Source organism: Streptomyces sp. NPDC091387, from assembly GCF_044756945.1.
In the GTDB taxonomy this organism is placed as follows: Bacteria; Actinomycetota; Actinomycetes; order Streptomycetales; family Streptomycetaceae; genus Streptomyces.
Map to the genome: position 1 here is coordinate 205495 of NZ_JBIVTZ010000016.1, position 14349 is coordinate 219843.

The 14349-nt window shown below is 69.3% G+C and carries 18 protein-coding genes and 1 pseudogene; 14 read left to right on the forward strand and 5 right to left on the reverse strand.

Annotated elements, in window-relative coordinates; translation table 11 throughout:
- Nucleotides 1–33 precede the first annotated feature (33 nt).
- Nucleotides 34–471, reverse strand: a complete 438-nt coding sequence (locus ACIQM0_RS30365; protein ID WP_401292656.1) for a pyridoxamine 5'-phosphate oxidase family protein — start codon at nt 469–471, stop codon at nt 34–36.
- A gap of 109 nt (nt 472–580) precedes the next feature.
- Complete coding sequence (locus ACIQM0_RS30370; RefSeq protein ID WP_401292659.1) at nt 581–1240, reverse strand: response regulator; 660 nt, start codon at nt 1238–1240, stop codon at nt 581–583.
- A 340-nt stretch (nt 1241–1580) separates the two neighbouring features.
- Here ACIQM0_RS30370 and pdhA point away from each other — a divergent pair, with 340 nt between their 5' ends.
- The 3 genes from pdhA to ACIQM0_RS30385 are packed head-to-tail and all read left to right on the forward strand — an operon-like array spanning nt 1581 to nt 5177.
- Nucleotides 1581–2744, forward strand: a complete 1164-nt coding sequence (gene pdhA, locus ACIQM0_RS30375; protein WP_401292661.1) for a pyruvate dehydrogenase (acetyl-transferring) E1 component subunit alpha — start codon at nt 1581–1583, stop codon at nt 2742–2744.
- A gap of 2 nt (nt 2745–2746) precedes the next feature.
- Nucleotides 2747–3727 carry an alpha-ketoacid dehydrogenase subunit beta gene (locus tag ACIQM0_RS30380; protein ID WP_401292664.1) on the forward strand — a complete coding sequence of 327 codons (981 nt, stop codon included), beginning with the start codon at nt 2747–2749 and terminating at the stop codon, nt 3725–3727.
- Between the two features lie 10 nt (nt 3728–3737).
- Nucleotides 3738–5177, forward strand: coding sequence for a dihydrolipoamide acetyltransferase family protein (locus ACIQM0_RS30385; protein ID WP_401292667.1), 1440 nt, complete (start codon nt 3738–3740; stop codon nt 5175–5177).
- On the opposite strand, the gene ACIQM0_RS30390 is transcribed toward ACIQM0_RS30385, so the two are convergent.
- Nucleotides 5164–5664: an ATP-binding protein gene (locus ACIQM0_RS30390; RefSeq protein ID WP_401292670.1), complete on the reverse strand. Its 501-nt coding sequence runs from the start codon at nt 5662–5664 to the stop codon at nt 5164–5166. The genes ACIQM0_RS30385 and ACIQM0_RS30390 overlap by 14 nt on opposite strands.
- Nucleotides 5665–5886: 222 nt before the next feature.
- On the opposite strand from ACIQM0_RS30390, the gene ACIQM0_RS30395 reads away from it, so the two are divergent.
- The 10 genes and pseudogenes from ACIQM0_RS30395 (at nt 5887) to ACIQM0_RS30440 (ending at nt 12322) form a co-directional block, all read left to right on the forward strand.
- Nucleotides 5887–6768: a helix-turn-helix domain-containing protein gene (locus ACIQM0_RS30395; protein ID WP_401292711.1), complete on the forward strand. Its 882-nt coding sequence runs from the start codon at nt 5887–5889 to the stop codon at nt 6766–6768.
- Nucleotides 6769–6773: 5 nt separating this feature from the next.
- Nucleotides 6774–6962 carry a DUF397 domain-containing protein gene (locus tag ACIQM0_RS30400; RefSeq protein ID WP_401292672.1) on the forward strand — a complete coding sequence of 63 codons (189 nt, stop codon included), beginning with the start codon at nt 6774–6776 and terminating at the stop codon, nt 6960–6962.
- A gap of 67 nt (nt 6963–7029) precedes the next feature.
- Entirely contained in the window at nt 7030–7254 is a 225-nt protein-coding gene (locus ACIQM0_RS30405; RefSeq protein WP_401292674.1) for a DUF397 domain-containing protein, read from the forward strand.
- A gap of 159 nt (nt 7255–7413) precedes the next feature.
- Nucleotides 7414–7887, forward strand: a complete 474-nt coding sequence (locus ACIQM0_RS30410; protein WP_401292676.1) for a TrmO family methyltransferase — start codon at nt 7414–7416, stop codon at nt 7885–7887.
- 256 nt (nt 7888–8143) lie between these two features.
- Nucleotides 8144–9082, forward strand: a complete 939-nt coding sequence (locus ACIQM0_RS30415; RefSeq protein ID WP_401292679.1) for an aldo/keto reductase — start codon at nt 8144–8146, stop codon at nt 9080–9082.
- Nucleotides 9083–9102: 20 nt separating this feature from the next.
- Nucleotides 9103–9450, forward strand: coding sequence for a MerR family transcriptional regulator (locus ACIQM0_RS30420; protein ID WP_401292681.1), 348 nt, complete (start codon nt 9103–9105; stop codon nt 9448–9450).
- Between the two features lie 355 nt (nt 9451–9805).
- Nucleotides 9806–10104 (forward strand): annotated as a pseudogene (locus tag ACIQM0_RS30425) (protease); the annotation flags it as partial.
- Nucleotides 10105–10420: 316 nt separating this feature from the next.
- Nucleotides 10421–11101 (forward strand): DUF4232 domain-containing protein, encoded by a 681-nt coding sequence (locus tag ACIQM0_RS30430; RefSeq protein ID WP_401292683.1) that lies wholly within the window; start codon nt 10421–10423, stop codon nt 11099–11101.
- A gap of 439 nt (nt 11102–11540) precedes the next feature.
- Nucleotides 11541–11975, forward strand: a complete 435-nt coding sequence (locus tag ACIQM0_RS30435) for a nuclear transport factor 2 family protein (protein WP_401292685.1) — start codon at nt 11541–11543, stop codon at nt 11973–11975.
- Nucleotides 11976–12055: 80 nt separating this feature from the next.
- Nucleotides 12056–12322 (forward strand): hypothetical protein, encoded by a 267-nt coding sequence (locus ACIQM0_RS30440; RefSeq protein WP_401292687.1) that lies wholly within the window; start codon nt 12056–12058, stop codon nt 12320–12322.
- 68 nt (nt 12323–12390) lie between these two features.
- Here ACIQM0_RS30440 and ACIQM0_RS30445 read toward each other — a convergent pair whose 3' ends face one another.
- The gene (locus ACIQM0_RS30445; protein ID WP_401292689.1) at nt 12391–12714 is read right to left on the reverse strand and encodes a hypothetical protein; all 324 of its coding nucleotides are present in this window, start codon (nt 12712–12714) and stop codon (nt 12391–12393) included.
- Nucleotides 12715–12865: 151 nt separating this feature from the next.
- Here ACIQM0_RS30445 and ACIQM0_RS30450 point away from each other — a divergent pair, with 151 nt between their 5' ends.
- A complete protein-coding gene (locus tag ACIQM0_RS30450; RefSeq protein WP_401292691.1) occupies nt 12866–13732 on the forward strand; it encodes a helix-turn-helix domain-containing protein in 867 nt (288 codons plus the stop codon).
- A gap of 50 nt (nt 13733–13782) precedes the next feature.
- Here ACIQM0_RS30450 and ACIQM0_RS30455 read toward each other — a convergent pair whose 3' ends face one another.
- Nucleotides 13783–14217 (reverse strand): VOC family protein, encoded by a 435-nt coding sequence (locus ACIQM0_RS30455; protein WP_401292693.1) that lies wholly within the window; start codon nt 14215–14217, stop codon nt 13783–13785.
- Nucleotides 14218–14349 lie beyond the last annotated feature (132 nt).

The window sequence follows — 14349 nt, forward strand, 5'->3', positions numbered from 1 at the left end:
AGGGTTACAGATGAGCGCGGCACCCGCCAGATGTTAGATCACGCTGTGTCGGGCTTCCTGACGAGTTGCGTGGAAGTCAAGAGTGTGCACGTTGACGAAATGCGGGTCGAGCCGGAGGAAGGCCGGGGTGAAGGGCTCCCCGTTCACCTCGACGGGGGCCGGACCGAAGAGTTCCCGCTCGGCGCGGGCCGGCTCGACGACCTCCGCGGGCCCGGTGAACTGCACGGACCACAGGTCGCGGCTGCCCGCGGAGGTGGCCGCGTTGAAGTTGTCCGCCCCGTACGCGACGACCGTGCCGTCGCACGCGTCGTGGTAGCCGAGGCCGCTGTGCATCCGCAGGACGACCCGTCCGCCGATCACCACATGGCGGGCCACCGTGAGGAACGGAAGGGCCCTCATGCTCGTCGCCAGCCGGCCGTAGGGGACCCGGCCGAGCAGGTCGATTGCGTGGAGTTCTTCCTCGGTGGACATGACCTCCACTGTCCGTCACCGCGGGGCACGGAATAAGAGGCCGCGGCCCCGGGCGCCGCGGGACCAAAGTCCCGAGTCTGCCCGGGGCCGCGGCCCCTTCTGGGTGGATTCAGCGCTTTTCCGCCTGGAGGCGCGCCACATACGCGGCGGCCTGCGAGCGGCGCTCCATACCGAGTTTGGAGAGCAGGCTGGAGACGTAATTCTTGATCGTCTTCTCCGCGAGATGCAGCCGCTCCCCGATCACCCGGTTCGTCAGCCCCTCACCGATCAGATCCAGGATCTTGCGTTCCTGCTCCGTGAGGCCCGCGAGCTTGTCGTCGCCGCGGCCTTTCTTGCCGTCGCGCAGCCGCTCCAGTACCCGTGCGGTGGCCACCGGGTCGAGCAGCGACTTCCCGGCCGCCACGTCCCGTACGGCGCTCAGCAGCTCGTTGCCCCGGATCGCCTTGAGCACGTATCCGGAGGCGCCCGCCATGATCGCGTCGAACAGTGCCTCGTCATCGGCGTACGAGGTGAGCATCAGGCAGTGGATGGACTCGTCCCGCGACCGGATCTCCCGGCAGACCTCCACCCCGCTGCCGTCCGGCAGCCGTACGTCCAGGACGGCGACGTCGGGCCGGGTCGCGGGGATGCGGACGAGCGCGTCCTCCGCCGTACCGGCCTCGCCGACCACCTCGATATCGTCTTCCACCGAGAGCAGCTCATGGACTCCGCGGCGGACGACTTCATGGTCATCCAGCAGAAAAACCGTGATTTTTCCTTCTTTGCTCACAAACGCAGTCTCACACACTCACCCCTTCCCTGCCGCTGTCCGGCGGGATAACGTGCCGTTGTTCCGGCTGCCTGCAAGGCTGTTACCAGTGCTGTGACCAGCGAGTGTTCCCGAATTCCTCGATTTACTTGGATATCCAAGCAAAATCGCAGGTCAGATAGGGTTTCGCAGTTACGCGAGGCACTGGGTAACGTGCCTTATAACAGGGCGCTCGCCGGGGCACCTGTCACGCCTGTTCCCGGACCGAGCGGCACCCACCCCGTGCACGGGTACGGACACAGGCGAGCCGCACTGGTCTCCCGGCAGACCCCGGGGGCCGGACCGACGGAGGAGCACGCACGTGACCGTGGAGAGCACTGCTGCCGCGCGTAAACCGCGACGCAGCAGCAAGCGGACCAGCGCCGCGAAGACGCCCGCGAAGACGCCACAGGGTTCCGGACCCGAACTCGTTCAGCTGCTGACGCCCGAGGGCGAGCGCGTCGAGCACCCGGACTACTCGATCGACCTGACCGCGGAAGAGCTGCGCGGCCTGTACCGGGACATGGTCCTGACCCGTCGCTTCGACGCCGAGGCCACCGCCCTCCAGCGTCAGGGCGAGCTGGGTCTGTGGGCCTCGCTGCTGGGCCAGGAGGCCGCGCAGATCGGCTCCGGCCGGGCCCTGCGGGACGACGACTACGTCTTCCCGACCTACCGCGAGCACGGCGTGGCCTGGTGCCGCGGCGTCGACCCGACCAATCTGCTCGGGATGTTCCGCGGTGTGAACCACGGCGGCTGGGACCCGAACACCAACAACTTCCACCTCTACACGATCGTCATCGGCTCGCAGACCCTGCACGCCACCGGCTACGCCATGGGCGTCGCCAAGGACGGCGCGGACTCGGCCGTGATCGCGTACTTCGGTGACGGTGCCTCCAGCCAGGGCGATGTCGCGGAGGCGTTCACGTTCTCCGCGGTCTACAACGCCCCGGTCGTGTTCTTCTGCCAGAACAACCAGTGGGCGATCTCCGAGCCGACCGAGAAGCAGACCAGGGTGCCGCTCTACCAGCGCGCCCAGGGCTTCGGCTTCCCCGGCGTCCGGGTCGACGGCAACGACGTACTGGCCTGCCTGGCCGTCACCCGTTCCGCCCTGGAGCGCGCCCGCCGCGGCGAGGGCCCCACCCTCGTGGAGGCGTTCACCTACCGGATGGGCGCCCACACCACCTCCGACGACCCGACGAAGTACCGGGCCGACGAGGAGCGCGTCTCCTGGGAGGTGAAGGACCCGATCCTGCGCCTGCGCACGTACCTGGAGAAGGTGGGCGCCGCCGACGAGGCGTTCTTCACCGGCCTCGACGAGGAGAGCGAAGTCCTCGGCAAGCGGGTGCGGGAAGCGGTGCGGGCCATGCCCGACCCGGACCGGCTGGCGATCTTCGACCACGCCTACGCCGACGGGAGCGCCCTCGTCGACGAGGAGCGCGCCCAGTTCGCCGCCTACCAGGCATCGTTCGCCGAGGAGGGCAAGTAGCCATGGCCATGCAGAAGATGTCCATCGCGAAAGCGCTCAACGAGTCGCTGCGCAAGGCCCTCGACACCGACCCCAAGGTCCTCATCATGGGTGAGGACGTCGGAAAGCTGGGCGGGGTCTTCCGGATCACCGACGGCCTCCAGAAGGACTTCGGCGAGGGCCGCGTCATCGACACCCCGCTCGCGGAGTCAGGCATCGTCGGTACGGCGATCGGCCTGGCGCTGCGCGGTTACCGGCCGGTCGTGGAGATCCAGTTCGACGGCTTCGTCTTCCCCGCGTACGACCAGATCGTCACGCAGCTCGCGAAGATGCACGCCCGCTCGCTCGGCAAGATCAAGCTGCCGGTCGTCGTGCGGATCCCCTACGGCGGCGGCATCGGCGCGGTGGAGCACCACAGCGAGTCGCCCGAGGCGCTCTTCGCGCACGTCGCGGGCCTGAAGGTGGTCTCCCCGTCCAACGCGTCGGACGCCTACTGGATGATGCAGCAGGCCGTGCAGAGCGACGACCCGATCATCTTCTTCGAGCCGAAGCGCCGCTACTGGGACAAGGGCGAGCTCGACACCGAGTCCATCCCCGGCGGTCTGCACCGCGCCTCCGTCGCCCGCACCGGCACGGACCTCACGCTGGTCGCGTACGGCCCGATGGTGAAGGTCTGCCTGGAGGCCGCCGCGGCCGCCCAGGAGGAGGGCAAGTCGGTCGAGGTCGTGGACCTGCGCTCGATGTCCCCGATCGACTTCGACGCCATCCAGACGTCGGTCGAGAAGACCCGCCGGCTCGTCGTGGTGCACGAGGCGCCGGTGTTCTACGGCTCCGGCGCGGAGATCGCCGCCCGGATCACCGAGCGCTGCTTCTACCACCTGGAAGCACCCGTGCTGAGGGTCGGCGGCTACCACGTCCCGTACCCGCCGGCCCGGCTGGAGGACGAGTACCTGCCGGGTCTCGACCGTGTGCTCGACGCCGTCGACCGCTCGCTGGCGTACTGAGGACTGGGGCGTGACAACGATGACCGACACTTCCAACGCTGCTCGCTTCCGTGAGTTCAAGATGCCCGACGTGGGCGAGGGACTGACCGAGGCCGAGATCCTCAAGTGGTTCGTCAAGCCGGGCGACACCGTCACCGACGGCCAGGTCGTCTGCGAGGTCGAGACGGCGAAGGCGGCCGTCGAGCTGCCGATCCCGTTCGACGGGGTGGTGCACGAGCTGCGCTTCGGCGAGGGCACGACCGTCGACGTCGGCGAGGTGATCATCACGGTGGACGTGGCGCCCGGCAGCGGTGACGAGGCCCCGGCTGCGGCCCCGGCCCCGGCTTCGGCTCCGGTCGAGCCGGCCGCCGCGCCCGCCGCCGAGCCGGAGGCCGAGGCCCCGAAGGGCCGTACGCCGGTCCTGGTCGGCTACGGCGTGGCCGAGTCCTCCACGAAGCGGCGCGCCCGCAAGGGCACGGAGGCGGCGCCCGCCGCCGCGTCCGCCGCGATCCAGGGCGAGATGAACGGGCAGGGCACCGCCGCCGTACCCGAGACCAGGCCGCTCGCGAAGCCTCCGGTACGGAAGCTGGCGAAGGACCTGGGCATCGACCTGGCGACGGTCGTCCCGACCGGCGAGGGCGGCGTCGTCACCCGCGAGGACGTGCACGCGGCGGCGGCACCGGAGCAGGCCCCGGCCCCCGAGCCGGTGCAGGCTCCGGTCGCTTCCCCGGCCCCCGTCTCGGCCCCGGCCGTGGTCGCCTCGATGGGGGCGCGGGAGACACGTATCCCCGTCAAGGGCGTGCGGAAGGCCATCGCACAGGCGATGGTCGGCAGCGCGTTCACGGCGCCGCACGTGACCGAGTTCGTGACGGTCGACGTGACGCGCACGATGAAGCTGGTCGCGGAGCTCAAGGAGGACAAGGAGATGGCGGGGGTGCGGGTCAACCCGCTCCTGATCATCGCCAAGGCGCTCCTGGTCGCGATCAAGCGGCACCCCGAGGTCAACGCCGCCTGGGACGAGGCGAACCAGGAGATCGTGCAGAAGCACTACGTGAACCTGGGCATCGCGGCCGCGACCCCGCGCGGACTGATCGTGCCGAACATCAAGGACGCGCACGAGCAGACCCTCCCGCAACTGGCCGCGTCCCTGGGCGAACTGGTCTCCACGGCCCGCGAGGGCAAGACGTCCCCCGCGGCGATGGCGGGCGGCACGGTGACCATCACCAACGTCGGCGTCTTCGGCGTCGACACGGGCACGCCGATCCTCAACCCGGGCGAGTCCGCGATCCTCGCGGTCGGCGCGATCAAGCTCCAGCCGTGGGTCCACAAGGGCAAGGTCAAGCCCCGCCAGGTCACCACCCTGGCCCTGTCGTTCGACCACCGCCTGGTCGACGGCGAGCTCGGCTCCAAGGTGCTGGCGGATGTCGCCGCGATCCTGGAACAGCCGAAGCGCCTGATCACCTGGGCGTAGCTGTGTGCGAGGGGCCCGCGCGAAGCTCGCGCGGGCCCCTCGGCATGTCCGGCCGCTGCCGCAGGACCAGTTCGGCGAACACGGTCTTGCCGACGGTGCGCGGCTCGACGCCCCAGCGGTCGGCGAGCCGGGCGACGATCAGCAGCCCGCGCCCGTAGCACTCGTCGTCCTCCGCCTCGCGCACCGCCGGCAACCGCTCGCCGCGCGGGTCGCTGACCTCGATGCGGAGGGTGGTGGCGGTGAGGATGAGGTGAACGCGGAAGAGCCTCCCCCGCACGGAGCCGTGCAGCAGGGCGTTGGTCGCCAACTCGCACACCAGCAGGGCGACTTCCCCGACATGGTTCGGGTACCCCCACTCGGCGACCAGCCGCACGGCCCGACGTCGGCTGTAGCTGACGCTGCGGGCGGTGGGGGTGTAGTCGAGTCGGTCCTCCTGGAGGACGGGCTCGGGGGTGGACGCGGGGGCCTTCTCCTGGGCTGCGGTCATGGACGCGTGCCTCTCGGTGAGGGGGCGGTGGCGATGCCGATCCTGAGCAGGGCAGGGCGGTGCACTTCCGCCGGGCGGTGCCGCTGGGTGAGCGGCTTAGTACTGACGGTAGTGGCCTCGCCCGGCGGGCAGCAAGTAATCCGGGCAGAAAATTCTCTGCCCTAGTTGTTGTTCGATGCGACGGGGTTCCAGACTGATGCGACAGGCGAAGGGGAGCTCTTTGTGGCAGGTAACAGCCCGGACCGGGGGCGCACGGTTTCGACCGTGCTCGGACGACGTCTCGGTGGTGAGTTGCTGCGCTTGCGAGAGGCGCGCTCCTTGCGCCAATCGCATGCGGCGGAGGCGCTGACGGCGTCGGTCGCGAAGGTAGCGAAGATCGAACGTGGGCTCGTACCGATAAGAGACCCTGACATCAGGGCCCTCTGTCACCTGTACGGCGAGGACGACGCCACCGTTGTCGCGAAACTGCTGGCTCTGGCCAAGGCCGACCGCGAACGCCGTAAGGCGAGCGGTTGGTGGAACCAGTACCCCGCACTTCAGTCCATGGTCGAGTACGTGGCACTGGAGGACATCGCCACCAGCCTGCGGACGTGGCAATTGGCCATCGTGCCCGGTCTGCTTCAGACCCCGGACTATGCGCGAGCGCTTGCCGTGGGGAACGGGTCCTGGGAAGAGCCCGGTGAGATCGAGCCCTTCGTGGAATCCCGGATGGCCCGGCAAGCGCGGCTGTCGGGCGATCGACCGCTTGAACTGTGGGCGGTGGTGCATGAGAGCGCATTGCGTCAATTGGTCGGAGGACGCGCGGTGATGAGGGAGCAACTCGGCCATCTGCTGGACGCGGCCCGGCAACCGAATGTGAGGCTGCAGATCATGCCCCACCTCGCAGGTGCCCACCCTGGCATGACCAGTGCTTTCACCATTGTGTCGTTCGCAGAGCAGGGGGCCCTCGACGTGGTCCACATGGATACCACCTCGACCACTCTCTGGCTGGAGAGCGATACTGATGCGGCCCGGCACAGCGGACTCTTCGACCGCATCGCGCGGATGGCGTTGGCTCAGCACAACTCGGCCAAGCTCATCGATGGAATGCTCAAGGAGCGGTAGACCACGTGGCTCGGTACAAGTTCGTCAAGTCCAGCTACAGCGGGGGCAACGCGGGCCAGGAGTGCGTCGAGGTCGCCCGTAACGTCCCCCACACCGTCGCCGTCCGCGACTCCAAGCGGCTGGACGGCCCCGTCCTCCTCCTGGCTCCTGCTGCGTGGGACGCCTTTCAGGAGGCCTTGGGGCGGCAGCCGTAGGACGTAGGCGTTCTGACCGCACCTGCTCGGGTGTTGACTGGTCCTGCATTGGGGAAAGGAGTAGTAAGTGAAGTCATTCGGGTTTGTCAAATCCAGTTACAGTAGTGGCAACGGCGAGTGCGTCGAGGTCGCCCGCAATATTGCCCACACCGTCGTCGTCCGTGACTCCAAGCGGCTGGACGGCCCCGTTCTCCTCCTGGCCCCCGGCGCGTGGGACGCCTTCCAAGAGGCATTACAGGCGCGCATCCACGCCAAAATCAGCCGAGGGTTTCCGATGCCGACGCCTGCCTGAGCCGCGCGTGGATTGTTCGATGGCCTTGGTGCACGGCTCCGGTGAGCTGGGCCCTTTCCTTAATCCCCGTGGTGGGTGCACTCGACGCCCGCGCGGCCTCGTACCTCGCGCAAGTAGATTGACCGTCAGCATCCACGCTTTGAGTTGAGGGGTTGGCCCATGGCCTTGGAGATCGAGCCGATCGGGGAAGTAGTCGCAGGGCGCACCGAGGTGGCCGATGACTACTGGGGCGGGGTTGAGTCCGTGATCCAGCTCGACGAGACCGAGTTCCCCCTCGACTCCGTGCAGGGCCTGGAAGAGTTCTCCCACTTGGTGGTGGTGTGGCACTTCGATCAGGCCTCGTCCGATGACGTGGAATATCACGCCCGCAGTCCGCGGGGAAACGCAGAGTGGCCTGCCACGGGGACGTTCGCGCACCGTAACCATCGGCGTCCCAACCAACTGGCGCAGAGTTTCCCGCGCCTGCTGAAAGTCGACGGCCTCCAGCTCCGAGTGGCTGACCTGGACGCGGTGGTTGGCACAAAGATCTACGACGTCTCGCCATTCTTCACGGAGATGGGGCCGCGCGGCGCAGTCCGCGAGCCCGTCTGGCCCAGGGAGATGCTGGTGGATTACTGGGCGAAAGAGAGCTGAGCCGGACCGCACGGCAGTTTTTCGGCTGGCCAACAATCAGGATTCAACCTGTCGACCTCGGCACTACAGACTGGAGCTGTCGAAAGCATCGACAGATACCGGGTCTTGAGGTGGGAAAGCGTCTTTGTCTCCCACACAGTCGGGGTTTGCGACGCCAAGCGGCTGGACGGCCCCGTCTTCCCCGGAGGTCGGGTCCCGGACCGTCCACACACCTGCTCTTGACCTGGAGCGCGCTCCAGATCCGAGGATGGGGGGCATGAATGCGACTGACCCTCAGATCGTCCTTGGAACCATGGACTTCGGCACCCGCGTTGCCCCCGACCGGGCCTTCGCGATCCTTGACTCCTTCGTCGCCGGCGGCGGTGTCTGGCTCGACACCGCGAACTGCTACTCCTTCTGGGCCGACCCCAGTGGTGTCGGGGGCGCCAGTGAGCGCGTCATCGGCTCGTGGCTCCGGGCCCGCCCGGGCGCGCGCGACGCGGTGCGGATCGCGACGAAGGTCCGGCAGAACCCGCTCGTCCCGCACTCCTGGCCGGAAAGCGCCGAAGGACTCTGCGCCCGCGCCGTCCACGACGGCGTGAAAGAGAGCCTAGGACGCCTGGGAGTCGATCACGTCGATCTGCTCTGGGCCCACGCCGAGGACCGCACCGTGCCGTTGGAGGAGACTGTCGGCGCCTTCGGCGATCTGGTCGCGAAGGGAGTGGCCCTACGAGTCGGAGCCGCGAACCACGCTGCCTGGCGCGTCGAACGCGCCCGATCGCTTGCGCGGGAGCGAGGCGTGGAACCGTGGACGTCCCTGCAACTGCGCCACTCACTCGTCCAGCCGCGCCCGCTCACCCCCGTCGCGGAGGGCGGCCATCGCATGCTCGCCGCCGAGGATCTGGACCTCGCGCGATCGGAGGGGCTCTCCGTGTGGTCGTACAGCTCGCTGATGTGGGGTTCTTACGTACGAGCGGATAAGCCGCTTCCGCAAACTTATGATCATCCCGGGACCGCTCGGGTGCTCGCGGTCCTGGACGATGTCGCCGACGAGTTCTCGGCCACGAGGAATCAGGTGGTCCTCGCATGGCTGATGCTGCAGGGGATCGACCCCATCGTCGGCGCGAGCCGGGTGGAGCAGATCGAGGAAGTGCTCGCCGCACGCCGGGTGCGGCTCGGCGACGAGCACTTGGCGCGCTTCGCCGAAGCGCGGTAGCGGCACACCGAAGGAGCTCCATGACCATCCTCACCCCGGCGGCGGCTGCCGACCGTACCAATGTGTCCATCGACACGCTGCGGTACTACGAGCGTGAAGGGCTCATCGGCCCGATCCGGCGCTCCGCCGGCGGGCGCAGGGAGTACACCGAGGACGACGTCTTCTGGATCGGCCTGGTCACGTGCTTCCGCGAGGCCGGCCTCGGCATCGCGGACCTGCGGGGGTTCGTCGCCATGCTGCGCGCCGAACACCCGCCGCAGGACCGAGTCGTCTTCCTCCGCGAGCGCCGTGCCGCCCTGGAGCAGCGGGTGGCAGCGCTGTGCCGGGCCATGGAGGTCCTTGACGACAAGATCGCCTACTACAGCTGAGTGCCGGGAGCCCCACACCCAGGTAGCACCCTGCCCATCACACATGGCCCACGATCCCGAACGCCTCGCTGTCCGGAAGCCGACAACGGCACAATGTCTGCCCCTGACTCAGGCAGGCAGATGGGAGCACCGAAGACGTCCCCTGCTACCGGGCCCCCAAGCCGTTCCTCGGCGCCCACGCCGAGTCCTCCGCAGCAGCGCACCCGTCACCTTCGAAATCGGCAGCCGCGACCCCTTCTCGGACCGGCGACAAGGCCGAACACGTGGAGGCCGAGAAGGTCTCGGTAGCGCCGAAGCCTGTGAAGGACGGGAAAGTCCCGCTCTCGGACGACCGGCACTTCGCCCAGGTGCGCGGGCCGAGCGCCTGACCGACACGGCGTACGTGGCCTACCGGAAGCGCACCCAGTACACGCGTCCGCAGCCCATCGCCGTGAATCCGGTGCACGGCGTCCCCCGGTACGGCGGTCCGGTCGCCGTGCTGACGGCGGGGACGACCTTCAGTGCGGGCGAGACGTTCACCCAGGCCCTCATCGGCCGGCCGGGGCGGGCATCCCGCCCCACATCCGTACACCCGTCTTCACCGAGCAGGAGTTCGCGAAGAACCGCGACTCGGCCTTCGACGCGGCGGTCGCGGCGCTCCGGGGCCGGGGATGAAGGATCACTCAAGCCCTTTCCGCCCGACGCCGGTCAAGATCCCCCGGGTCACGGGTCTGTCCCAGCGGGCGGTGTCCGGGAAAGGCCGCGGAACGGGGCGGGAACGGCCGTCCCGGCTGGCCGGCGCGGTGGCGTGAGTGCCGGTGTTCCGCCCATCGCCAGGACATGCGTGTAACAGGCGTGTCTTAGGCGGTGGTTGGGCGGAACGGTCCGTCGCTCCGGACCGCTCTTGGTGGTCAGGAACGCCCGCTCGTACCGATCCGTACCGATCTGTACCGAGCGGGCGGCGCCCCCCACCGATGCTGAGGAAGAATCCATGCGCGCTCAAAAGCTCACCTTCGCCGCCCTGATCGTCGCCGCCGGTCTCTCGCTCACGGCCTGCCAGAACGGCGACGACGGCGCCGCCGGAACGAACGACCCGTCGTCCGCCTCCTCCGCGTCCTCCTCGACCGGCGGTGCGGATCAGGACAGCGGGAAGGACTCCGCCGGCAAGGGCTCCGGCGGAACGAGCACCGGGGGAACGAGCACCGGCGGGAAGGGCACGGCCGGCGGGACCGGGTCCGGCGGCAGCGGCAAGGGTGCCAAGTGCCGCACCGACGGGCTGGAGATCACCGCGATCGACAACTTCATCGACGGCGACCCCGACGGGACCGTCGCGGTGGAGATGAAGAACACCAGCGGCCAGGACTGCGTGATCTCCGGGTTCGCGGGCGTCGACCTGAAGACCAACGCGGGGTCGCTGTCCGCCGAGCGCACGGGCGCGCCCGGCGAGCCGTACACCCTCAAGAACGGGTCGCAGATCGCCTTCGCCGTCAACTACCCGCTCAACGAGTCGGGCGGCTCCGGCGTCCGCATCACGGGTCTCGTGGTGACCCCGCCGAACGAGACGAAGTCGGTGACGCTCGCATGGCCGGGCCGGGGCACGCTGCCCGCCACGGACGGCAGCGGCACCCCGGTGAAGGTCGGCCCGATCGGGAGCGCCGGCCAGGGCGGCTGACCCGCAGTGCCTGGATGCGACGGCCGCGTCCGGGAGCCCTCGAGGTCGGGCAGGGGTATCCCGAGACGCTTGTCAGGGCCTGTCCGGTGGTCATACCGGGCAGGCCCTGACGTGATGGACGGCTCAGCGCTTGAGCAGGAAGCTGAAGTCGCCGGACGTCCTGCCGCTCAGCCGGATAAAAAAGCAGCGCGGCGCACAGGGCGCGACGCGCGACAGATCCACAGGTGGGAGGTCTCAAACGGTGTACAACGGAACGCCCTTGCCTGGACGACGTGGTGCGGCAGCACCGTAACTGCGCACGACGGCACCGCTCCAGTGGTTTTCGGGGGCCTCGCCGGGACGCGCGCTTACCCGGGAGGTAATCGCCGTGGGCCGGCCGTCCTGGCAACAATGGTGACGTCCACGCGGAGGGCGTGGATTGCGAACTGGAGGACCAGTTATGGCCGTTGCCACCCCCACGACCACCCGCGCCGCCGTGGAGCAGTTGCTGCACCGGATCGGCGAGGGCGACCCCGAGCGCATCGCCGAGCTGTACGCGGAGCGGGGCGAGTGGAAGCTGGACTGGCCGGAGGCCGAACACGGCCGCACCGCCACCCCGTGGATCCGCCACCGGTCCACCCGCGCCGATGCCGCCGCCCACTACCGCGAGCTCGCCGAGCACCACGTGCCCGGGTCCGCGGCCACCGAGATCGAGCGCATCCTCGTGGACGGCGACGACGCGGTCGTGCTCGGCGAGATCCGGCAGACCGCCCGCCCCACCGGACGCGCCTACCGCGCACGGTTCGCCCTGCACCTCACGTTCGAGCAGGGCCTGGTCACCCGGCACCATGTCTACGAGGACAGCCTCGCGGTGGCCGAGGCGTTCGAGGCGTAGGGGCCGGGCGCGGACGTCGCCCGTCCGGCCGTGACTTGGGCTTCGGCGCATCATGCGCGTCCACCTATACTCCGGCCATCATGAAGCGCCGTGTTGAGTTCACCGAGCGAGCGGCCCGGCTCCGCGACTACCTCCCGCCCGATGATCGCCGGACCCTGAACCGCCTCGTCGGTCGGGTCACCGATGACCCATGCGGCCCCTCCACTCACCTCGCCTTCACGAACGACGACCTCACGCGCTCCAGCTGGCTGGACGGAGCCATGGTCCATTTCATCGTGACCACGGATGTCATCTACGTCGTGGACGCCGACATCTACGACGCCGCCCGAGGCTTCAACATCATTTGAACGACTGGTCCGACCGGGTCCGCCATGGAGCATCACCGCATGGCCTTGATCCACGTCTGAAACACTCCCTAGAACCTGCCGTCACTGCGCCTCCTGGCCCGGAAGATCAAGGTGGTCATCGGCGGTGCGCCCGCCGGGCCGGGGTCGCGGATCGTGTCCGTGTCCGACAGTTCGAAGCCGTGCCCGGCCAGCAGCTTCTCCCACACAGACGTGTCGAGTACCCAGCGCCGCATGGTGCCGGGGGAGCCGTCGGCCCGCCGGGTGCGAACGTCGGCGGCCCGGCACTCCGTCGCGGGCGCGCCGCCACCCTTCGTGACGCGGCGGGCCGGGTTGCTGTCGTAGTGCTGCCAGAGGTCCGAGGCAGCCGTGCCGGGGGCCGGGGGTGGAGTCACGGCTCATATCCTGGCCTTCAGGCCAGGATCATGACGGTGGTGGCACCGTATTCACCCGGGAGCGTCCGGGAACGCACAGAGGCCGGCTCCGTTCTGCCTGCGGAGTGGGGCTTCCCTGGCGTGCGGACCGGCGAGGGAAGGACGGCCAGGAGTGCTGGAGCGGCTGAATCAGGCGGTGGACTACATCGAGGAGCACCTCGGTGAGCCCATCGACATGGCCGAGCCGGCCCGTATCGCCATGACGTCCGAGTACCACTTCCGGCGGATGTTCTCCGCGTTGGCGGGCATCCCGCTCTCCGAGTACGTCCGTCGGCGGCGGCTGACGCTTGCCGGGGCCGAGGTGCTCGCCGGGGAGCGGACGCTGCTCGATGTCGCGGTGCGGTACGGGTACGGCTCGGGGGAGGCGTTCGCGCGGGCCTTTCGCGCGGTGCACGGGGTCGGGCCCGGCGAGGCGCGGCGGACGGGTGCGGCGCTGCACTCCCAGCCCCGGATGTCCTTCCGGCTGATCGTCGAGGGGCGGAGCAGTATGCGGTACCGGGTGGTGGAGAAGGACGCGTTCAGGCTCGTGGGCAGGGGGACGCGGGTCCCGTTGGTCTACGAGGGGATGAACCCGGCCATCGTGGAGTTCGTCAGAGGCATCGGCAAGGAGACGCTGGGGCGCTGGGAGGCGTATGCGGACGGGGAGCCCGGAGGGGTCCTCGCCGTCGTCAGCGACCACTGCGCCGATGACGTGGAGGGCACCGAACTCGGTTACTTCCAGGGGGTGGTGAGTGACGCGGAGGTGCCCGGTGCGTCGGAGAGCCTCCGCGTGGAGCCGGGGACGTGGGCGGTGTTCGAGTCCTCGGGGGAGTTCCCGGCGGCGGTCCAGTACCTCTGGCGGGACGTGTACACGCAGTGGTTCCCGTCGAACCCGTACCGGAGCCGGCCAGGTCCGTCGCTCTCGCGTACGAGGGTGTCGCAGGACGGTGCGCACGCGGACGCGGAGGTGTGGATTCCGGTGGAGCGGGTGGGCGGCTGACCCCGGGCCGAGACCGCCCCTGACCGGCGGCGGCCTCGGCCCCGGGAGCGTCACGCAGCGGCGGCGGCGACGCAGAACTCGTTGCCCTCCGGGTCCGCCATCATCACGTGGTGCCCGTCGAACACCTCCAGGACGGTGCCGCCCGCCCGCACCAGCCGGGCGGACTCCGCCTCGATCCGTGCCCACCGCTCGTCGCGGCTGCCGTGCCCCGGTACGCGGACGTCGATGTGGAGCCGGTTCTTCGCCGTCTTGGGCTCGGGGACCTTGAGGACGGCCAGGCGGGGGCCGTTGCCGTCGGGATCGCAGAGCCATGCGGCATCGTCGACGGAGTCGTCCTCCGGCAGGTCGAAGGACGCGTGCCACTCCTCGCGCGTCGTGAAGGGGGCCGGCGGTGGCTCGTCGATGTAGCCGAGGGCCGTCTTCCAGAAGACGGCGAGGGTCCGGGCGTCCGCGCAGTCGAGCGTCAGATCGATTTTGGCTGCCATGGGGCGACCGTACGGGGCGCCTCTGACAGTCGGCCGGTGACCTGTCGCAGCGAAGATAGTCGGGCCGGATCGTGTTGACCTGCGGGGACTGGATTGGGTGAGACGGCTGCGGGTCGGCCCGGCGGCCGGCAG